Origin of the sequence: Burkholderia anthina, assembly GCF_001547525.1 — a bacterium.
Taxonomy (GTDB): domain Bacteria; phylum Pseudomonadota; class Gammaproteobacteria; order Burkholderiales; family Burkholderiaceae; genus Burkholderia; species Burkholderia semiarida.
This window is the reverse complement of record NZ_CM003768.1, coordinates 323,662-343,969: the sequence shown is the minus strand read 5'-3', so window position 1 is coordinate 343,969 and position 20,308 is coordinate 323,662. Positions and strand designations below refer to the sequence as shown.

The window sequence follows — 20,308 nt, the reverse complement described above, 5'->3', positions numbered from 1 at the left end:
CGGCGGCTTGGCGCGCGGCCCGGCGCGCCTGGGCAGGCGCGCGCCGGCACGCCATTCGCGCGCCGCCGAGCATCGCTCGACCGTGGCGCCCGCGGCCGGACCGATTCGGTCGGGAGCGACGCGCGCCGATGGTAAAATGCCGGATTCTCCTCCCCTCGTTCGCCCCGGCCCCAAAAGGCCCTGCCCGATCATGTCCGACACTCGTCCCGATACGCTTTTCGCCCTCACCGCGCTCTCGCCCATCGACGGCCGCTACGCCAGCAAGACCGAAGCGCTGCGCGACTGGCTCTCCGAAGCCGCCTTCATGCGCCACCGCGTCACCGTCGAGGTGCACTGGCTGATCGCGCTGTCGCGCGCCGGCTTCGCGGAAGTCCCGCGCTTCTCGGAAGCCTCCGAGCAATTCCTGCTGCAGCTCGCCGAGCGCTTCACCGCGCACGACGCCGCGCGCATCAAGGAAATCGAGCGCGTGACGAACCACGACGTGAAGGCCGTCGAATACTGGCTGAAGGAATCGGTGAAGGGCCAGGCCGAACTCGAGAAGGCGAGCGAGTTCATCCACTTCGCGTGCACGTCCGAGGACATCAACAACACGTCGCACGGGATGATGCTCGCCGGCGCGCGCGAACACGTGATCCTGCCGGCGCTGCGCACGGTCCACCAGCGCCTCGTCGCGCTCGCGCACGCGCACGCCGAGCAGCCGATGCTGTCGCGCACGCACGGCCAGCCGGCCAGCCCGACGACGCTCGGCAAGGAGCTCGCGAACGTCGCCGCGCGCCTCGCCCGCGCGATCGCGCGCATCGAGAAGGTCGAGATCCTCGGCAAGATGAACGGCGCGGTCGGCAACTTCAACGCGCACCTGTCCGCATATCCGGAATTCGACTGGGAAGCGTTCTCGCGCGACGTGATCGAAAACCGCCTGAAGCTCACGTTCAACCCGTACACGATCCAGATCGAGCCGCACGACTACATGGCCGAGCTGTTCGACGCGGTCGCCCGCGCGAACACGATCCTGCTCGACCTCGACCGCGACGTGTGGGGCTACATCTCGGTCGGCTACTTCAAGCAGAAGACGAAGGCCGGCGAAATCGGCTCGTCGACGATGCCGCACAAGGTCAACCCGATCGACTTCGAGAACTCGGAAGGCAACCTCGGCCTCGCGAACGCGACGCTGCGCCACCTCGCCGACAAGCTGCCGGTGTCGCGCTGGCAGCGCGACCTGACCGACTCGACGGTGCTGCGCAACATGGGCGTCGCGCTCGGCTACTCGCTGCTCGCGTACGACTCGCTGATCCGCGGCCTCGACAAGCTCGAAGTGAACCCGCAGCGCCTGAACGAAGATCTCGACAACTGCTGGGAAGTGCTTGCCGAGCCGGTGCAGACGGTGATGCGCCGCTACGGCATCGAGAACCCGTACGAGCAACTGAAGGAACTGACGCGCGGCAAGGGCATCACGCGCGAAGCGCTGCAGGAATTCGTCGGCACGCTCGCGATCCCGCAGGATGCGAAGGATCGCCTGCTGGCGATGACGCCGGCGTCGTACATCGGCACGGCCGTCGAACTCGCGAAGCGGATCGCGTAAGCGCCGCGTCGCCGGACGAAAAAAAGCTCGATGCGAAGCGATTCGCATCGGGCTTTTTGTTGCCTGCCGCAGTCGGTCAGAACGAAATCATCCGCCCCGGGTTCAGCGCGCTCATCACGCTCATCGCCGCCTTCGCGGCCGGGATCGCGATCGGCGACAGCTGCCGGCCGAGCGGAATTGCGCGATGGTCGATGCCCGTGAGCATCGAGAAATCGTCGTTGCGGCCCACGAAATCGTCGCAGATCGCCTTGCCGATCCGCACCGTCTGCGCGACGCCGTGGCCGCTCCAGCCCTGCACCATGTACATCGGCACGCGGCCGTCGGTCTTGCGGCTGTCGGTGGCGCCGTTCAGCGTGAAGTCGCTGACGCCGCTCCAGCAGTAGTCGAGCGCGAAGCGGCCGTCGTGCTGCGGAAACACCGTGTTCAGCCGCGTCAGCAAGTACGCGTTCACGTCCGACTGCGCCCAGCAGCTGCCGGTGCCCTGCCCGCCGAACAGCAGGCGATTGCCGCGCACCGGCCGGTAGTAGTCGATCTGGAACTGCGTGTCGTACACCGGCATGCCGGCCGGCATCAGCGTCGCGACGTCGACGTCGAGCGGCGCCGTCACGCTCACGTACGTGAAGAACGGCACCGTGGTCGCCGCGCCGTCGTCGAGCAGCCGGAACGTCGTGTTGTGCAGCGCGAGCACGACGCCGCGGCGCGCGGTGATCGTGCCGCCCGGCGTCGTCGCGACGACGCCCGCGGGCGTCTCGTCGAGCTCCAGCACCTCGGTGCCCTCGAACAGCGCGCCGCCGTTCAGCCGGAAGCCGTGCACGAGGCCGCGCACGAGCGCGAGCGGATGGATCTGCCCGCCGATCGCGTCGATCGCCGCGCCGTGATACAGCCCCGAGCGCACGTATTCGTCGTGCAGCTGATGGCGGCCGACGAGCGTCACGCCCGCATCGCCCAGATGGCGGCGCGCATCGGCGCCGTCGAGCAGCGCGCTCATGTGGCCGGGGTGAACCGCTGCCGTGACGTGGCCGCGCTTGCGGTCGAGATCGAGCGCGTAACGCGCGCCGATCCCGTCGATCAGGTCCATCGACTCGGCCGATGCGAAGCGCCACAGCCGCTTCGCATCGTCGTGCGACAGGTTCTCGATCATGTCGGCCGCTTCCCAGCGCGCGAGGCCGGGCGTCAATTGGCCGCCGTTGCGGCCCGACGCGGCCGAGCCGACGTGATGCTTGTCGACGAGGATCGTGTCGACGCCCGCTTCCGCGAGATGCAGCGCGGCCGATGCGCCGAGCAGCCCCGCGCCGATCACGAGCACGTCGCAGACGGCGTCTTGCGCGAGCGGCGCGCTGTTTTCATGGCGCGACAGCGACGCCTCGTACCAGTTCGCCGGGCGCTCACCGTCGTAGCGGGCCGGATCGCACCAGTTCCAGTTGTCTTTCTCGATATTCAGTTGCGTTTGCTCGAAACGCGATTCGCCCTGGATCAGGGGCTTGTGATTGGAAGTCATGATTGCACTTGCATGGTCTTGGCCGCCTGTCGAAGCGCCCCGTTGCTTCGGGGCTTCGCGGGTGGGGCAGCCGGTTCCACTTGGGTGTCAACGAGATAAGGGCGCGATGGCCCGTGTTGACGGCAGACACGCTCGCGTCTGCCTGAATCCCGGACTGTGCGAAAGCACGTATTGAAAGGTGCCGGGACACCCAATTTCTACACCGCAGAAATAATTCTACAGTGTAGAATAAGCTTTCGTCAAGTTTACAGCCGGCGCGATGCCGCGCCTGCCAGCCGCCTCGATGAAAGACACACCCACCCAGGGGCCGCGCGGCCTCGACAAGGACGCGATCGTCGCGGCCGCGCTCGCGCTGCTCGAAGACGTCGGCGAAGCCGCGTTCAGCGTGCGCAAGCTCGCGCAATCGGTCGGCTGCGACCCGATGAGCGTGCTGTATCACTTCAAGTCGAAGGACGGCCTGAGCCGCGCGATCGCGAATGCGCTGTCGCGCTCGCTCGTGCCGGTCGATCCGTCGCAGCCGTGGCGCGAACGGCTGCGCGACCTCGCGCGCCAGTACCGCGCGCTCGCGCTGCGCTACCCGGCCGCCTTCGCGTTGCTGCAGCGGCACATGAGCACGGGGCCGGCCGATCTCGCGCACATCGAGGCCGTGCATCGCGCGCTGACCGACGCCGGCATCCCGCGCGCGGCGCTGCCGTCGGTATGCGTCGGCTGGTACGCGGCCGTGATCGGCCTCGCCGCCGCCGAAGCGGGCGGCCTCACCCGCGCCGCGAACGACGTCGAGCTCGCGGAAATGCACGCGCTGTCCGACACCGCGCATCCGCTCGTCAAGTCGGCCGCCCCGCTCTATGCGCAGCTCGATCCGGCCGTCGTGCACGACACGATGCTCGACGTGCTGCTCGACGGCATCGCGCAACGCGCGCACTCGGCCTGACATCGGCATACGCGCCGCCAACGAAAAAGGCGCCAGAAGAAGGCGCCTTTCCATGACGATGGCCGCGAACCGCGCTCAGTGCTGATGCGCGAGGCCGATCTTCAGCATGACCTGATCGACGATCTGTTCGGGCGTCAGCTCGATGCTGACCTCGATCGCTTCATCCGGGCCCGGCTCCTCGAGTGTATCGAGCTGGCTCTTCAGCAGCGACGGATCGAAGAAATGGCCGGTGCGGCTCTTCAGGCGCTCTTGCAACACCTCGAACGAACCCTTCAGATACACGAACCGCACGTCGGTGTCGGTGCCGCGCAGCACGTCGCGGTACGACCGTTTCAGCGACGAGCACGTGAACACGGCCGTCTCGCCGGCGCGCTGCTTTTCCTCGATGGCCGCGCGAATCGTGCGCAGCCACGGCCAGCGGTCTTCATCGGTCAGCGGAATGCCGTGGTGCATCTTTTCCTTGTTCGCCGCGCTGTGAAACGCGTCGCCGTCGGTATAGCTGCACGACAGGCGTTCCGCCAGCATTTCGCCGATTCGCGACTTGCCCGCGCCCGACACGCCCATTGCGATCAGAATCATTGACTACCCCTTGTTACAGAACCAGGCTCAGCAGCAGCGTAAAGCTCAGACCGAGCACCGAGATGATGGTTTCAAGCAGCGACCAGGTCTTGAACGTCTGCCCGACCGTCATCCCGAAATATTCCTTGATCAGCCAGAAGCCGCCGTCGTTCACGTGCGAGAAGATCAGCGAGCCCGAGCCCGTCGCCAGCACGAGCAGCTCCGGACGAACCGCCGCGCCCGACGCCGCCGCGATCGGCGCGACGATGCCGCAGGCCGTCGTCATCGCGACCGTCGCCGAGCCCGTGGCCAGACGCATCAGCGCCGCGACGAACCAGCCGAGCAGCAGCGGGGACAGGTGCGCGTGCTTCGCGGTCTCGACGATCTGCTGCGAGATCCCGCTGTCGCGCAGGACGCCGCCGAAGCCGCCGCCCGCGCCGACGATCAGCGTGATGCCGGCGATCGGCGCCAGGCACTCGCCGCAGAATTTCTGGATCTGATCGCGGTTGAAGCCCTGCTTCGCACCGAAGGTCCAGAAGCTCACGAGCACGGCGATCAGCAGCGCGACGTCCGAGTTGCCCGCAAAGCGCAGCAGGTTGTTCGGCAGCGACTTCGGCGTGAACACCAGGTCGGCCCAGCTGCCGACGAGCATCAGCACGACGGGCAGCAGGATCGTGAACAGCGTGATGCCGAAGCTCGGCAGTTCGCGCTTGCCGCCATCCGCGCGCGAATCGACGAATTGCGCGGCGAGCGGGTTGTTTTCCGGCAGCTTCACGAACTTCGAGATCACCAGCGCGAACAGCGGACCGGCGATGATCGCGGTCGGCACGCCGACGATCAGGCCGAACGCGATCGTCTTGCCGATATCGGCGCCGTATTGCTGGACGGCCAGCAGCGCGGCCGGGTGCGGCGGGATCAGCCCGTGCACGACCGACAGGCCGGCCACCATCGGCAGGCCGACGACGAGCAGCGACTTGCCGGTGCGCTTCGCGACGTTGAACGCGATCGGGATCAGCAGCACGAAGCCGACTTCGAAGAACACCGGCAGGCCGACGATGATCGCGACGAACATCATCGCCCAGTGGATGTTCTTTTCACCGAACCAGTCGATCAGCGTGGTCGCGATCCGTTCGGCACCGCCCGATTCGGCCATCATCTTGCCGAGCATCGTGCCGAGGCCGACGACGATCGCGATGTGGCCGAGCGTGCCGCCGGTGCCCGTCTCGAACGACTTGACGATCTTGTCCATCGGCATGCCGACGACGAGGCCGAGGCCGAGCGAAACGATGATCAGCACCAGGAACGGGTAGATCTTGTAGCGCGCGATCATCAGGATCAGCGCGGCAATCGCGATCAGCGTGAATACGAGCAGCATGCTGCCTTGGACGGCCGCCATGTGGCACTCCTCCTAGAATTGTTCGAACCGGGCGCGTTGCGAGTATGCCCGGCTATGCAGGTCTCCGAAACACGGGGGTACCCCCCCGTCAGGACGCTGAATTTTACTTATCTTTGCGATCCGCGGATAGAACCGGTTCCATCAGCAAAAACCCTCGGTAAAACAAGCACTAACGCTTGTTTTCCGAGGGCTGAATCGTCGTTTGATACAAGTATTAGCGCGGCAACTGGCTCGCCGCTTGCGCGAGGCGCGTGACTTCGGCCCAGTCCTGCGCGGCGAGCGCGGCCTTCGGCGTGAGCCACGAGCCGCCGACGCACACGACGTTCGGCAGTTTCAGGAAGTTCGGCGCGGTGTCGACCGTGATGCCGCCCGTCGGGCAGAACTTCAGCGCCGGGAACGGGCCGTGGAACGCCTGCAGCATCGGCACGCCGCCCGCCTGCTGCGCGGGGAAGAACTTCACGATGTCGTAGCCGAATTCGAGCGCCTGGATGATGTCGCTCGGTGTCATCACGCCCGGCAGCAGCGGCAGGCCCGCGTCGAGCGACGCGAGGTGCAGGTCCTTCGTCAGGCCCGGCGACACGCCGAACGTGGCGCCCGCGCGCTTCGCCTGCGCGCAGTGCTCGGGCTTCGTGATCGTGCCGACGCCGACGACGATGTCGTCCGCGAGCTGGCTCGCGCGCTGGATCGCCTCCAGGCCGGCCGGCGTGCGCAGCGTGATCTCGAGCACCTTCACGCCCCCCGCGTGCAATGCACGCGACACGTTTTCGCCCTGCTCGACCGAGTCGAATGCGAGCACCGGAATGACCGGGCCCAGCTTCACGATTTCAGCAATCGTCTTCATTGAATTGGCTCCTTGAAATTCATGCGGCGACGCCGACGGCCGTTTCGCCGACCAGCGTCCCGAAAACCGATGCGCCCTGCTCGGCCGGCGCCGCGGCCGCGCGGAACACGCCGAACAGTTCGCGCCCGAAGCCGACTTCGTTCTCGGCCTGATGCTGCGGCTGCGCGACCGGGCGCGCGAGCCATTCGGCGTCGTCGACCTCGATGTCGAGCACGCCGGCTTCCGCGTCGATCACGAGCATGTCGCCCGTCTTCACCTTGCCGATCGGGCCTGCCAGCAGCGCTTCCGGCGACACGTGGATCACGGCCGGCACCTTGCCCGACGCGCCCGACATGCGGCCGTCGGTCACCAGCGCGACGTGAAAGCCCTGATCCTGCAGCACGCCGAGCAGCGGCGTCAAACGGTGCAGCTCGGGCATGCCGTTCGCGCGCGCGCCCTGAAAGCGCACCACCGCGACGAAATCGCGCTTCAGCTCGCCGCGATCGAACGCTTCCTGCACGGCTTCCTGCGAGTCGAACACGATCGCGGGCGCCGTCACCTTGCGGTGCTCCGGCGCGACCGCCGAAATCTTGATCACGCCGCGGCCGAGCCGGCCCTGCATCAGGCGCAGGCCGCCGTCCGGCTGGAACGGGTCGCGAATGCCGCGCAGCACCTTCGTATCGTGGCTCTCGGCCGTACCGTCGACCCACGTCAGCTTGCCGTCGATCAGCTTCGGCTCCTTCGTGTAGTGCGACAGGCCCTTGCCCGCGACCGTCGTCACGTCCTCGTGCAGCAGCCCGCCTTCGAGCAGGTTGCGCACCAGGAACGCGACACCGCCCGCCGCGTGGAAATGGTTCACGTCGGCCTTGCCGTTCGGGTAGATCTTCGCGAGCAGCGGCACGACGGCCGACAGTTCGTCGAAATCGTTCCAGTCGATCAGGATGCCGGCCGCGCGCGCGATCGCGACCAGGTGCAGCGTGTGGTTGGTCGAGCCGCCCGTCGCGAGCAGCGCGACGATCCCGTTGACGATCGCCTTCTCGTCGATCACATGGCCGATCGGCGTGTACTGGCCGCGCTCGACGGTCAGGTCGAGCACGCGGCGCGCGGCCTCGGCCGTCAGCGCGTCGCGCAGCGGCGTGTGCGGATGGATGAACGCCGAGCCCGGCAGGTGCAGGCCCATCAGCTCCATCAGCATCTGGTTGCTGTTCGCGGTGCCGTAGAACGTGCAGGTGCCGTGGCCGTGATAGGCGGCCGATTCGGCTTCGAGCAGCGCGTCGCGGCCGACCTGGCCGGTCGCGAACTGCTGGCGGATCTTCGCCTTGTCGTCGTTGGACAGCCCGCTCGTCATCGGGCCGGCCGGCACGAAGATGGTCGGCAGGTGGCCGAACTGCAGCGCGCCGATCAAGAGGCCCGGCACGATCTTGTCGCAGATGCCGAGGCAGAGCGCCGCATCGAACATGTTGTGCGTGAGCGCGATCGCCGTGCCCATCGCGATCGCCTCGCGCGAGAACAGCGACAGCTCCATGCCCGGATTGCCCTGCGTGACGCCGTCGCACATCGCCGGCACGCCGCCGGCGAACTGCGCGACGCCGCCGTTCTCGCGCGCGGCCGCCTTGATGATGTCGGGGAAATTCTTGTACGGCGCGTGCGCGGACAACATCTCGTTGTACGAGGACACGATGCCGATGTTCGGTTCGCGAATCGCCTTGATCTGGAACTTGTCGTTGCCCTCGAGGCCTGCGAAGCCGTGCGCGAGGTTCGCGCACGACAGCGCGCCGCGGGCCGGGAACTTGCCTTGCGCGCCGTCGATGCGCTGCAGATAGGCGGAACGGGTCGATTGGCTGCGGGCGATCACGCGTTCGGTGACCTTCGCCAGGGTGGGGTGCAGCGACGTCATGCTGGGCGCTCCTGTATGCCGGCCAACACCGGCGGTTGGAATCGTGGGGACGGTCGCGCTTCGTCGACCGAACGACGCAAGTCTAGTAGAAAAACTACATGCACGCAATGTGGATCGACGCGCGTGCAACCCTTATTCCCGCCACCAGCAAGGCTTTCATCAGTGAAAACCCTAATTCCGCTCGCCGGACCCGCATCGCAACGCTCACCATTGCGCTAGTATTTTCATGTAGATTTTCTACAATTCGATTGCGTTACACTCGCTCATCCGAACCCGATTTCCACGTGCCGTCCCATGCTGCCCCGCATTGAAGCGATCCGCGCCGAGTTGCGCCCGTCCGAGCGCAAGCTCGCCGACTACATTCTCGCCGCGCCGCGCGAGGTGCTCGACCTCGCGATGACCGAGCTGTCGGCCCGCGCGGGCGTCAGCCAGCCGACGATCGCGCGTTTCTGCCAGGCGCTCGGCTGCAGCGGCTTTCGCGAATTCAAGATCCGGCTCGCGCAGAGCGTCGCGCCCGGCGTGTCGTCGGTGTACCGCGACGTCGAGCCCGACGAGCCGGCGCCCGGCATCATCGGCAAGGTGTTCGACCGCACGATCGGCGCGCTGATCGAAGTGCGCAACAGCCTGTCCGCGGGCAGCGTCGCCGACGCGATCGCGCTGCTGTCGAACGCGTCGCGCATCGAGTTCTACGGCGCCGGCGGCTCGGGCATCGCCGCGCAGGACATCCAGCACAAGTTCTTCCGGCTCGGCGTGCCGAGCGTCGCGTATTCGGATCCGCACACGTTCTCGATGTCGTCGGCGCTGCTCGGGCCGCACGACGTCGTCGTCGCGATCTCGAACACCGGCCGCACGCGCGATATCGTCGACGCCGCGCGCTCCGCGCTCGCGTGCGGCGCGAAAGTCGTCGCAATCACGCAGAGCCATTCGCCGCTCGCGAAGCTCGCGACGGTCAGCCTCGCGTCGAACGTCGCCGAGGAAACGGACGTGTTCTCGCCGATGACGTCGCGGATGTCGCATCTCGCGATCGGCGACATCCTCGCGGTCGGCGTCGCGCTGTCGCGCGGGCCGGCGCTGATGGAACGCGTCGGCCGCGCGAAGGAAGCGATCACGCGGCGCCGGATCGACGATCCGGTGAAGGATTGAGCCGGTGCGGGACGCCGCGCGTAAACGAACAACGGCGCCCCGAGGGGCGCCGTTGCGCATCGATCGCCGGCCGCGCGTTGCGGCGAACTCAGAACGGCTTGATCACCACCAGCGCGACCGCGGCGAGCATGCCGAGCACCGGCAGCTCGTTGAACACGCGATACCACTTGTCGGTGCGGCGGTTCTCGCCGCGCTCGAACACCCGCAGCAGGTGCCCGCAATACGCGTGATAGACGATCAGCAGCAGCACCACCGTCACCTTTGCGTGGATCCAGCCTTGCCCCTGCCCGATGCCGATCACGAGCCAGAGCCACAACCCGCAGGCCAGTGCCGGCACCGCGATCATCGTCATGAAGCGGAACAGCTTGCGCGCCATCAGCAGCAGGCGCCGCACCGCGGCCGGATCGGTCTCCATGGCCAGGTTCACGTAGATGCGCGGCAGGTAGAACAGCCCCGCGAACCACGCGGCGATCAGAACGATATGAAACGTCTTGACCCAGAGCATTGCCATCGGTTGTGCGCCTCGCTGTTGACTTACTGACGGCCTTCGCCGTGCCCGAGCACCACGTACTTCAGCGACGTGAGCCCTTCCAGGCCGACCGGGCCGCGTGCGTGCAGCTTGTCGTTCGAGATGCCGATTTCCGCGCCGAGGCCGAATTCGAAACCGTCCGCGAAGCGCGTCGACGCGTTGACCATCACGCTCGCCGAATCGACTTCACGCAGGAAGCGCATCGCGCGGTCGTGATCCTCGGTGACGATCGCATCGGTGTGATGCGAGCCGTAATGGTTGATGTGCTCGATCGCGGCGTCGAGGCCGTCGACGACCTTGATCGCAAGCACCGGCGCGAGATATTCGGTGTGCCAGTCTTCTTCCGTCGCGTCGACGAGCGGGCCGACGCCCGCATCGGCGAGCACCGCGCGCGCGGCTGCATCGACGCGCAGTTCGACCTGCTTGTCGCGATACAGCCTGCCGAGCGGCGGCAGCAGCTTCGCGGCGATATCGCTCGCGACGAGCAGCGTCTCCATCGTGTTGCAGGTGCCGTAGCGGTGCGTCTTCGCGTTGTCGCAGACGGTCAGCGCCTTCGCCAGATCGGCGCGGTCGTCGACGTACACGTGGCAGATGCCGTCCAGATGCTTGATCATCGGCACGCGCGCCTCGTTGATCAGCCGTTCGATCAGGCTCTTGCCGCCGCGCGGCACGATCACGTCGACGTACTCGGTCATCGTGATCAGCTTGCCGACCGCCGCGCGATCGGCCGTCGCGACGACCTGCACCGCATCCTGCGGCAGGCCAGCCGCCTCGAGCCCTTCGCCGATCAGCTTCGCGAGCGCCGCATTCGATTCGAGCGCTTCGGAACCGCCGCGCAGGATCGTCGCGTTGCCCGACTTCAGGCACAGCGCGGCCGCGTCGATCGTCACGTTCGGGCGCGACTCGTAGATGATGCCGATCACGCCGAGCGGCACGCGCATCTGGCCGACCTGGATCCCGCTCGGCCGGAACTTGAGGTTGCCGATCTCGCCGATCGGATCGGCCAGCGACGCGACTTGGCGCAGCCCTTCGACCATCGTGTTCAGCGCCTTGTCCGACAGCGTCAGGCGGTCGACGAACGCCGCATCGAGCCCCTTTTCGCGGGCGCGGGCGACGTCGCGCGCATTCGCGTCCTTCAGCGCCTGCGCGTCGCGTTCGATCGCGCGGGCCACGGCGTCGAGCGCCGCGTTCTTCGCGGCCGTGCTGGCGCGCGCCATCGCGCGGGAAGCGTGCCGGGCGCGACGGCCCAGGTCGGTCATGTACTGATCGATATCCATCGTGTGACTCGAGAAGCGAGCCGCGGGAAGCGGCATGAATTCGTCGGGAAGCGTGGGCGGCCATCCGTGCGCGGTGGCGGCCGCCAGACGGCGCCGCGCAACGGCGCCCGGTCATCAAAACATTGTAAGCGGGTTGCGCAGCGTGCGCTGAAGGCCCGAACGGGACTTAGCGTCGCACGCGACCCGCGGTCGGCGGTCGCTCGCCGCGCTCGCCCGCGACCGTCATCGCAAGCTGGAACAGCCCGTCCCACGGGTCGGGCGGCGGTTCGTCCTGCGTACGGCGGCCCGGCGCGACGGCCGTCAGCCCCTTGACCTGCCTGTCGAGCTTCGCGGCGAACGCGAGCGCCTTTTCGAGCACCGCTTCCGACACGCGGTTCAGCGCGGGCGCGATCAACCGCTCGCGCGGCCCCCACACGCGGTTCTCGCGCAGCAGCGTCGCGAGCGGCTTGCCGGCCGTCGTGCCGCGCTTGATCCGCAGCAGCGTGCGCAATTCCTCGACGACGGCCCACATCACGAGCACGATCGCCTCGCCCTCGCCCTTCAGGCCGTCGATCATCCGCGCGAGCCGCGCGGCATCGCCGGCGAGCATCGCCTCGTTCAGCTTGAACACGTCGTAGCGCGCGACGTTCAGCACCGCGTCGTGCACCTGCTCGAACGACAGCGCACCCTGCGGATACAGCAGCCCGAGCTTCTGGATTTCCTGGTGCGCGGCGAGCAGGTTGCCCTCGACGCGCTCCGCGATGAACTGCAGCGCGCGGCGCCCGTCGTCGCCGGATGCGACGCGCTGGCCCTGCATCGACAGGCGCTGCCCGATCCAGTTCGGCAGTTGCGCGCGATCGACCGGATCGATCTTCAGCGCGACGCCGCCGTTCTGCAGCGCGGTAAACCATGCGGATTTCTGCGTGGCCGCGTCGAGACGCGGCAACGTGACGAGCATCAGCGCGTCGGGGTTCGGCGTGGCCGCGAGCGCCTTCAGCGCGTCGGCGCCTTCCTTGCCGGGCTTGCCCGACGGAATGCGCAGCTCGATCAGCTGGCGCTCGCCGAACAGCGACATCGCCTGGGTCGCGCCGAGCAGCACGCTCCAGTCGAAGCCGCGTTCGACCGTATGCACCGAACGCTCGGTAAAGCCGGCCGCGCGCGCGGCCGCACGAATGCGGTCGCACGCTTCCTGCGCGAGCAGCGGCTCGTCGCCGTAGACGGTGTAGAGCCCGGCCAGCCCCTTCGCGAGGTGCGGCTCCAGCGCATCAAGTCGCAATTGCATCGCTGCGTGCGCCCGCGATCAGAGCGGCGGCGGCGGCAGCGGCGCGCGCGGCGCCACGCCCGGCACCACGTCCTCCGGCGCCGGCGTCAGCGAATGGACGATCGCGAGACGCCGCATCAGTTGATCGACCGCGTCGTTCTGCATGTCGCCGTACAGGATGTCGGCTTCCTGCGCCTTCGCGTTCGTGTACTGGTCGCTGTAGGTCATCGCGCGGTTCAGCGCGATCGCGCTCGGCGGGATCAGCACGGTGCCGTCCTTGCTCGTCAGCGTGTAGTTCAGCGTGTAGAACAGCGCGTATTCCTGCGCGGAGCCGTACTTGTTGAGCGTCAGCGTGTTCTGGCCACGCGACTCCCACATGCGCAGCACGGCGTCGGCATCGTCCGCCGACTTGACGATCTTCGTGTCGCTGCCGGCCTGGACGAGGCGCGTGAGCCGCGCCTCGACGGGCGCCGGCGCACCGGCCACGAACAGGTGCTTGAACGCGTAGTCCTGCTGGCCGCGCAACTGGAAGCCGCATGCCGACAGCGCGACCGCGCTGCCGACGAGCATCAAAAACGATCTGCGGATCACCTTCGCTCCTTCTGTGTGCACCCGACGGCCCGCGGCCGTCAGACGACGATGTTCACGAGGCGGCCCGGCACGACGACGATCTTCTTCGCCGGCTTGCCGTCGCTGAATTTCGCGAATGCCTCGTCGGCCACCGCCGCCGCTTCGATCGCGTCGCGGCTCGCGTCCTTCGCGACCTTCAGCGCCCCGCGCACCTTGCCGTTCACCTGCAGCACGAGTTCGATCTCGGCCTGCTCGAGCGCGGCCTCGTCGACCTTCGGCCACGGCGCATCGAGCAGCGGGCCGAATTCGTCCGCGTAGCCGAGCGCCTTCCACAGCTCGAACGTGATGTGCGGCACGACCGGGTACAGCACGCGCAGCAGCACGCCGTAGGTTTCGCGCAGCACGGCGGGCGTCGCGCCCTTCGCGCCGTCGATCGCGTTCAGCATCTTCATCGCGGCCGACACGACCGTGTTGTACTGCAGGCGCTGGTAGTCGAAATCGGCCTGCTTCAGCACGCTGTAGATCTCGCGGCGCAGCGCCTTGTCGGCTTCACCCAGCGCGGCGGCGTCGAAGCCCGCGCGGGCCGCGAGCGCTTCGCGGTTGCCGGAGCCGAAGCTCCACACGCGGCGCAGGAAGCGGCTCGCACCCTCGACGCCCGCGCCCGACCACTCGAGCTGCTGCTCCGGCGGCGCCGCGAACATCGTGAACAGGCGCGCGGTATCGGCGCCGTACTGGTCGATCAGCAGTTGCGGATCGACGCCGTTGTTCTTCGACTTCGACATCTTCTCGATGCCGCCGAGCACGACCGGCTGGCCGTCCGCATTCAGCGTCGCGCCGACCGGGCGGCCCTTGTCGTCGTGCGTGACCGTCACGTCGAGCGGGTTGTACCAGGTCTTCTTGCCCGCTGCGTCCTCGCGGTAGTACGTCTCGTTCAGCACCATCCCCTGCGTGAGCAGGTTCTTCGCCGGCTCGCCGAACTTCACGAGGCCGAGGTCGCGCATCACCTTGGTCCAGAAGCGCGAATACAGCAGGTGCAGGATCGCGTGCTCGATGCCGCCGATGTATTGATCCATCGGCATCCAGTAATCGGTGCGCGCGTCGACCATGGTCTCGGCGTCCGGCGCCGTGTAGCGCGAGAAGTACCACGACGAATCGACGAAGGTGTCCATCGTGTCGGTTTCGCGCTTCGCCGCCGCGCCGCACTTGGGACACGTGCAGTTCAGGAACGCTTCGGACTTCGCGAGCGGGTTGCCCGTGCCGTCCGGCACGAGGTCTTCCGGCAGCACGACCGGCAGGTCGGCCTCCGGCACCGGCACGTCGCCGCACGACGGGCAGTGGATGATCGGGATCGGCGTGCCCCAGTAGCGCTGGCGCGACACGCCCCAGTCGCGCAGGCGCCACGTGACCTGCTTGTCGCCGAAGCCGCCGGCCTTCAGGTCGGCCGCGACCGCGTCCACCGCTTCCGTGTAGCGCAGGCCGTCGTACTTGCCGCTGTTCACGCAGACCGCGGTTTCCTTGTCGCCGTACCACTCCTGCCATGCGTCGAGCGAGTACGTCTGCCCTTCGCTCGCGATCACCTGCTTGATCGGCAGGCCGTATTTCTTCGCGAACGCGAAATCGCGCTCGTCGTGGCCCGGCACGCCCATCACCGCGCCTTCGCCATAGCTCATCAGCACGTAGTTGCCGATCCACACCTCGACCGGCTCGCCGGTCAGCGGGTGCTTGACCGAGAAGCCGGTCGCGACGCCCTTCTTCTCCATCGTCGCGACGTCGGCCTCGGCGACGCCGCCGCGTTTGCATTCGTCGATGAACGCGAGCAGCTCCGGCTTGTCCTGCGCGAGGCGCGTGGCGAGCGGGTGCTCGGCCGCGATCGCGCAGAACGTGACGCCCATGATCGTGTCGGCGCGCGTCGTGAACACGCGCAGCAGCTTCTGCTCGCCGTCGAGTTCGTACGGGAAGCCGAAGTTCACGCCGAAGCTCTTGCCGATCCAGTTCTGCTGCATGATCTTCACGCGCTCGGGCCAGCCGAGGCCGTCGAGGTCGTTCAGCAGCTCATCCGCGTACTGCGTGATGCGCAGGTAGTACATCGGGATCTCGCGCTTCTCGACGAGCGCGCCGGAGCGCCAGCCGCGGCCGTCGATCACCTGCTCGTTCGCGAGCACGGTCTGGTCGACCGGATCCCAGTTCACGGTGCCCGTCTTCTTGTACGCGATGCCCTTCTCGAGCATCTTCAGGAACAGCCACTGGTTCCACTTGTAGTAGTCGGGCTTGCACGTCGCGATTTCGCGCGACCAGTCGATCGCGAGGCCCATCGACTGCATCTGGCCCTTCATGTAGTCGATGTTGTCGTAGGTCCACTTCGCGGGCGGCACGCCGTTCGCCATCGCGGCGTTCTCGGCCGGCATCCCGAACGCGTCCCAGCCCATCGGCATCAGCGTGTTGTAGCCGTTCATCCGCAGATAGCGGTACATCACGTCGTTGATCGTGTAGTTGCGCACGTGACCCATGTGCAGCTTGCCGGACGGGTACGGCAGCATCGACACGCAGTAGAACTTCGGCTTCTGCGCATCTTCCTTCGTCTTGTAGGCATCGGCTGCGCGCCAGTCGCCCTGGGCGGCGGCTTCGACGTCGGCGGGTACGTATCTCTCGTGCATGGTGTGGTTCGGGCTAGGCTTTAAGCGGCGCGACGGCTCGCGCGCAGGATTGGATCGAAATCGTGCGTGCCCGGCGCGGGAACGGGCTGAGCGGTTCCGGGCCGGGAAAAACGTCGATTATACCGCCCGTGCGGGCCCGCACGGCCGGTCTCTCGCGGGCCGGGGCCCGCAACGCCGGCGTATCAGGGTTTCGCGCCGGCGGCGGGCGGCGCGGCGCCGCCGGCCGGCGGCACGTCGGTCACGAAGCCGATCCGCGTGAGGCCCGCGGCCTGCGCGGCGCCCATGACTTGCGCGATCACGTCGTAGCGCGTCGCGCGCGACGCGCGCAGCCGCAGCTCGGGCGGCGCGGCGCCCGCGGCGGCGGCCCGGAAGCGCGCGGGCAGCGCGTCGAGCGCCACGGGCGCGTCGTCCCAGTAAAGCTTGCCCGCGTCGTCGATCGACAGCGTGACGGATTGCGGCGTGTCGCGCGCGACGCTCGCCGCCACCTTCGGCAGGTCGAGCCGGATCGCGTGCGTCATCAGCGGCGCGGTGATGATGAAGATGACGAGCAGCACGAGCATCACGTCGATCAGCGGCGTCATGTTGATCTCCGCCATCGGCGCGGACGTCTTGTGGTGCTCGAGCCCGCCGAATGCCATGGTCGTTCCTCCGGGGCCGGCGCGTCAGGCGCCCTGCGCGCACACGAATACGTGCAGATCGCGTGCGAAGCCGTCGAGTTCCTCGGCGAGCTGCCGGACGAGCCGGCCGAGAATGTTGTACGCGAGCACCGCGGGAATCGCGACGACCAGCCCGAACGCCGTCATGATCAGCGCCTCGCCCACCGGGCCCGCGACGTTCTCGATCTGCGCCTGCCCGCTCGCGGCGATGCTGCCGAGCGCGTGGTAGATACCCCACACGGTGCCGAGCAGCCCGACGAACGGCGCGGTGCTGCCGATCGACGCGAGCAGCACCTGGCCGAATTCGAGGCGCCGCTGCGAGCGCAGCATCGCGTGCCGCAACGCGCGCAGCACGCGTTCGCCGCGCTCGACGCGCGCGGCCAGCGCGGCCGGATCGTGGTCGTCGGCCGCGTCGCGCGCGGCTTCGGCGAGCGGCACGAACACGCGCTCGCGATCGGCGCCGGCCAGTGCGGCGATGCCCGCGTCGAGCGACGGCGCGCGCCAGAACGCGGCGAGCGCGCGCGGCCCCTGCCGCTTCGCGCGGACCAGCAGCCAGGCTTTCATGAAGAGGAAGCACCAGCTGGCGACGGACATCGCCAGCAGCACATAGGCGACGGCGTGCGTGATCGCATCGCCGCTTTCGAGGTAGTGGACAACGCCGGTGGGAATCGCCATCGGAGTTTCCTCGCGGGTGTCAGCGCAGGCCGAGCACGTCCTGCATGTCGAACAGGCCGGCGCCGCGCGCCGACAGGAAGCGCACCGCACGCAACGCGCCCTGCGCGTACGACACGCGGCTCGACGACTTGTGCGTGATCTCGATGCGCTCGCCGATCCCGGCGAACAGCACGGTGTGATCGCCGACGATATCGCCGCCGCGCACCGCCGCAAAGCCGATCGACGACGGATCGCGCTCGCCCGTCACGCCGTGGCGGCCGTACACCGCGCAGTCGTCGAGCGAGCGGCCGAGCGCGCCGGCGACGGCTTCGCCCATCATCAGCGCGGTGCCCGACGGCGCGTCGACCTTGTGGCGGTGATGCGCCTCGATGATCTCGATGTCGTAGCCGTGCGAGAAATGCTTCGCCGCGAATTCGAGCAACTTCAGCGTGACGTTCACGCCGACGCTCATGTTCGCCGCGAACACGATGCCGATCTTGCCCGCGGCGGCCTGCAGCTCGGCCTTCTGCTCGGCGGTGAAGCCTGTCGTGCCGATCACGAGCTTCACGTCGTGGCGCAGCGCGGCCTCGATGTGGGCCATCGTGCCTTCCGGGCGCGTGAAATCGATCAGATAGTCGGCCTGCGCGAACACGGCGTCGAGATCGTCGGTCAGCTTGATCCCGGTGTCCTTGCCGAGAAACGCACCGGCGTCCTGGCCGAGGAACGGCGAACCGGCGCGGTCGAGCGCGCCGACGAGCTGCGCGTCGGCATCGTTGAGAACGGCTTCGATCAGCATCCGGCCCATTCGGCCCGATGCGCCGGCAATCGCAATCTTCATGGCTTTCTACACGACAGGTCTAAAGGCGGGCGGCGCATGCCGCCCCGTTTCCGCACGCCGGCCGCTTACTGCGCCGGTGCGGTGAGCGGCTGGTTCTGCAGGTTGTCCGAGCCTTGCGGGCCGACCGGCGGCGACGCCTCGTTCGACACGTTCGGCTGCGGCGGACGATGGAACTGGAACTGCGGCTGGATCGCCGGCGCGGCGCCCGGCGGCTGGCCGCCCGGCACCGGCGCGCCGCCCGAGGCCTGCGCGGCCGGCGTGAACCGGCGCGACGCCGCACCCTGCCCCGACACCTGGTTGGTCGCGCGGTTCGCCGCGCGCGCCGCCTGGGCGTTCGCATCCTGGTCGACCACCGCGCCCGGCGCCGGCTCGGTGGCCGGGCTCGCGGCGGCGGCAGCCTGCGCGGCGCTCGCGGCCGCAGCGGCTTCGGACGCCTTCTTCGCCGCGGCAGCGGCCTTCGCCTTCTTGCCGCCGCGGTCGCCGTCGATGTCGGCCAGCAGGTCGAGCTCGGACGGCAGGTTGTCGGCGCCGCTCCAGCTCGCGACGCGATCGCCCGAGAAGTTGATGACGAGGTCGCGCTGCTGGACGATCGACGTCGAGCCGCGCTTGAAGTAGAAGAGGTAATCCCAGCGATCCGCGTGGAACATGTCCGCCAGCAGCGGCGTGCCGAGCAGCGCGCGGACCTGCTCGCGCGTCATGCCGACCTGCAGCTGGGCGGCCTTCTCCTGCGACACGAAGTTGCCTTGCACGACGGTGATCCGATACGGCGTGATGCTCTGCGCGATGCGCTGCGTCACGCTGTCGTACGACGAACAACCCGCCAGCGCGACAACGGCGGCGGCAGCGATGATGGCACTCCGCATGCGACTCCTCTGAAAGTGCGAAAGCGATTCTGGGATCATTTCCTTCACCGTGCTGGCCCGCCTGCAGGCCGCGCGTATATCTGGAACGGCGAAAAGCCGGTAACATTGAAGCCCTGCATTGTACTCTAGGGATGCCTAGCCATGACCAATCCGACGGATCTCAAGAATATCGGGCTAAAGGCCACCCTACCGCGCCTCAAGATTCTCGAGATCTTCCAGCAGAGCCCCGTGCGCCACCTGACGGCCGAAGACGTCTACCGCAACCTGCTCAACGAGCAGCTCGACATCGGGCTCGCCACCGTCTATCGCGTGCTCACGCAGTTCGAGCAGGCCGGCCTGCTGTCGCGCAGCAACTTCGAATCCGGCAAGGCGGTGTTCGAGCTGAACGAAGGCTCGCACCACGACCACCTCGTGTGCCTCGATTGCGGCCGCGTCGAGGAATTCTTCGACGCCGAGATCGAGAGCCGCCAGCAGGCGATCGCGAAGGAGCGCGGCTTCCGGCTCCAGGAGCACTCGCTCGCGATGTACGGCTCGTGCACGACCGAGAACTGCCCGCACCGCAAGCACTGAATCGCGCCACCCGCGCACGCGGCACGGCCCGGCCGGCATCTCGCCGCCCGGGCCGTGTGCTTTTTCGGCGCGCCTGCCGCGCGCCGGGAATGCTTACGAAAACCCTTCGACGCCCGCGCAGGCCGGCTCGAACGCCAGCGTCCACGCGTGCTCCAGCGGGATCTCGTCGCAGTTCGGCTGCGGCCCGCCGCGATCGACGATCACGAAATCGCTGACCGCGTCGAGCGCGAGCAGCGGATGATGCCAGACGCCCTTCGCATAATTGACGCCCTGCCAGCCCTCGGCCAGGAACGCGCGCATCGCATCGGGCCGGAACTCGCCGGCCGGCGCGACGACGATCGCATAACGCGACACGGCCGCGAGCGGGATGAACGCCTGGCTGCCGTGCGGATGGCGCTCCATCAGCGTGATCGCCACCGGCAGCGCGCGCGGCTGCGCGCGAAACACGCTGACGAGCGGCCGGCCGCCGTCCGCGCACACGTCGATCGTCGCGAGATCGTGAAAGCGCTCGGTCGTGCCGCCGTTGATCGGGAAATGCCGCGCGCCTTCGAGCGCGATCACGTCGCCGAACGGCGCGAATGCTTCGCGGGTCAGGCGCTCGACGCGCAGGATCGGAGTTCCGCTCATGCCCCCTC

At 67.9% G+C, this 20,308-nt stretch carries 19 protein-coding genes; 4 read left to right on the top strand and 15 right to left on the bottom strand.

What is annotated here, in order from left to right; genetic code table 11:
* Positions 1–190 precede the first annotated feature (190 nt).
* Positions 191–1,579: an adenylosuccinate lyase gene (gene purB, locus WS64_RS01640; RefSeq protein ID WP_060965573.1), complete on the top strand. Its 1,389-nt coding sequence runs from the start codon at positions 191–193 to the stop codon at positions 1,577–1,579.
* 76 nt (positions 1,580–1,655) lie between these two features.
* Here purB and WS64_RS01635 read toward each other — a convergent pair whose 3' ends face one another.
* A complete protein-coding gene (locus WS64_RS01635; protein ID WP_060965572.1) occupies positions 1,656–3,077 on the bottom strand; it encodes an NAD(P)/FAD-dependent oxidoreductase in 1,422 nt (473 codons plus the stop codon).
* A 283-nt stretch (positions 3,078–3,360) separates the two neighbouring features.
* On the opposite strand from WS64_RS01635, the gene WS64_RS01630 reads away from it, so the two are divergent.
* Positions 3,361–4,008, top strand: a complete 648-nt coding sequence (locus tag WS64_RS01630; protein WP_060966871.1) for a TetR/AcrR family transcriptional regulator — start codon at positions 3,361–3,363, stop codon at positions 4,006–4,008.
* Between the two features lie 75 nt (positions 4,009–4,083).
* On the opposite strand, the gene WS64_RS01625 is transcribed toward WS64_RS01630, so the two are convergent.
* The 4 genes from WS64_RS01625 to edd all read right to left on the bottom strand — a co-directional run bounded on the left by WS64_RS01625 (position 4,084) and on the right by edd (position 8,679).
* A complete protein-coding gene (locus tag WS64_RS01625) occupies positions 4,084–4,587 on the bottom strand; it encodes a gluconokinase (protein ID WP_059581058.1) in 504 nt (167 codons plus the stop codon).
* Between the two features lie 13 nt (positions 4,588–4,600).
* Positions 4,601–5,962, bottom strand: coding sequence for a GntP family permease (locus WS64_RS01620; protein ID WP_059581055.1), 1,362 nt, complete (start codon positions 5,960–5,962; stop codon positions 4,601–4,603).
* Positions 5,963–6,176: 214 nt separating this feature from the next.
* A complete protein-coding gene (eda, locus tag WS64_RS01615; protein ID WP_059581053.1) occupies positions 6,177–6,803 on the bottom strand; it encodes a bifunctional 4-hydroxy-2-oxoglutarate aldolase/2-dehydro-3-deoxy-phosphogluconate aldolase in 627 nt (208 codons plus the stop codon).
* 19 nt (positions 6,804–6,822) lie between these two features.
* On the bottom strand, positions 6,823–8,679 hold the full coding sequence (gene edd, locus WS64_RS01610; RefSeq protein ID WP_059638116.1) for a phosphogluconate dehydratase: 1,857 nt from the start codon (positions 8,677–8,679) through the stop codon (positions 6,823–6,825).
* Between the two features lie 294 nt (positions 8,680–8,973).
* On the opposite strand from edd, the gene WS64_RS01605 reads away from it, so the two are divergent.
* Positions 8,974–9,822, top strand: a complete 849-nt coding sequence (locus WS64_RS01605; protein WP_059581048.1) for a MurR/RpiR family transcriptional regulator — start codon at positions 8,974–8,976, stop codon at positions 9,820–9,822.
* Between the two features lie 88 nt (positions 9,823–9,910).
* Here the strand turns inward: WS64_RS01605 and WS64_RS01600 are convergent, their stop codons facing one another.
* From WS64_RS01600 to WS64_RS01560, 9 genes are all read right to left on the bottom strand, one after another.
* The gene (locus WS64_RS01600; protein ID WP_089464534.1) at positions 9,911–10,333 is read right to left on the bottom strand and encodes a CopD family protein; all 423 of its coding nucleotides are present in this window, start codon (positions 10,331–10,333) and stop codon (positions 9,911–9,913) included.
* Positions 10,334–10,356: 23 nt separating this feature from the next.
* A complete protein-coding gene (locus WS64_RS01595; protein WP_060965571.1) occupies positions 10,357–11,628 on the bottom strand; it encodes a glutamate-5-semialdehyde dehydrogenase in 1,272 nt (423 codons plus the stop codon).
* Between the two features lie 166 nt (positions 11,629–11,794).
* The gene (gene holA, locus WS64_RS01590; protein WP_060965570.1) at positions 11,795–12,889 is read right to left on the bottom strand and encodes a DNA polymerase III subunit delta; all 1,095 of its coding nucleotides are present in this window, start codon (positions 12,887–12,889) and stop codon (positions 11,795–11,797) included.
* Between the two features lie 18 nt (positions 12,890–12,907).
* Complete coding sequence (gene lptE / locus WS64_RS01585) at positions 12,908–13,459, bottom strand: LPS-assembly lipoprotein LptE (protein WP_006483412.1); 552 nt, start codon at positions 13,457–13,459, stop codon at positions 12,908–12,910.
* 38 nt (positions 13,460–13,497) lie between these two features.
* Positions 13,498–16,092, bottom strand: coding sequence for a leucine--tRNA ligase (gene leuS, locus WS64_RS01580; RefSeq protein ID WP_060965569.1), 2,595 nt, complete (start codon positions 16,090–16,092; stop codon positions 13,498–13,500).
* A 182-nt stretch (positions 16,093–16,274) separates the two neighbouring features.
* Positions 16,275–16,730: an ExbD/TolR family protein gene (locus WS64_RS01575; protein WP_060965568.1), complete on the bottom strand. Its 456-nt coding sequence runs from the start codon at positions 16,728–16,730 to the stop codon at positions 16,275–16,277.
* A 24-nt stretch (positions 16,731–16,754) separates the two neighbouring features.
* Positions 16,755–17,423 (bottom strand): MotA/TolQ/ExbB proton channel family protein, encoded by a 669-nt coding sequence (locus WS64_RS01570; RefSeq protein ID WP_059581034.1) that lies wholly within the window; start codon positions 17,421–17,423, stop codon positions 16,755–16,757.
* A 19-nt stretch (positions 17,424–17,442) separates the two neighbouring features.
* On the bottom strand, positions 17,443–18,240 hold the full coding sequence (gene dapB / locus WS64_RS01565) for a 4-hydroxy-tetrahydrodipicolinate reductase (RefSeq protein ID WP_059581032.1): 798 nt from the start codon (positions 18,238–18,240) through the stop codon (positions 17,443–17,445).
* A 65-nt stretch (positions 18,241–18,305) separates the two neighbouring features.
* Positions 18,306–19,103, bottom strand: a complete 798-nt coding sequence (locus WS64_RS01560) for an outer membrane protein assembly factor BamE (RefSeq protein ID WP_059581029.1) — start codon at positions 19,101–19,103, stop codon at positions 18,306–18,308.
* A gap of 141 nt (positions 19,104–19,244) precedes the next feature.
* Between WS64_RS01560 and fur the strand changes: the two genes are divergently transcribed.
* Positions 19,245–19,673 carry a ferric iron uptake transcriptional regulator gene (fur, locus tag WS64_RS01555; RefSeq protein ID WP_006400349.1) on the top strand — a complete coding sequence of 143 codons (429 nt, stop codon included), beginning with the start codon at positions 19,245–19,247 and terminating at the stop codon, positions 19,671–19,673.
* 93 nt (positions 19,674–19,766) lie between these two features.
* Here the strand turns inward: fur and WS64_RS01550 are convergent, their stop codons facing one another.
* Positions 19,767–20,300 carry an ureidoglycolate lyase gene (locus tag WS64_RS01550; RefSeq protein WP_059638103.1) on the bottom strand — a complete coding sequence of 178 codons (534 nt, stop codon included), beginning with the start codon at positions 20,298–20,300 and terminating at the stop codon, positions 19,767–19,769.
* Positions 20,301–20,308: the final 8 nt, after the last annotated feature.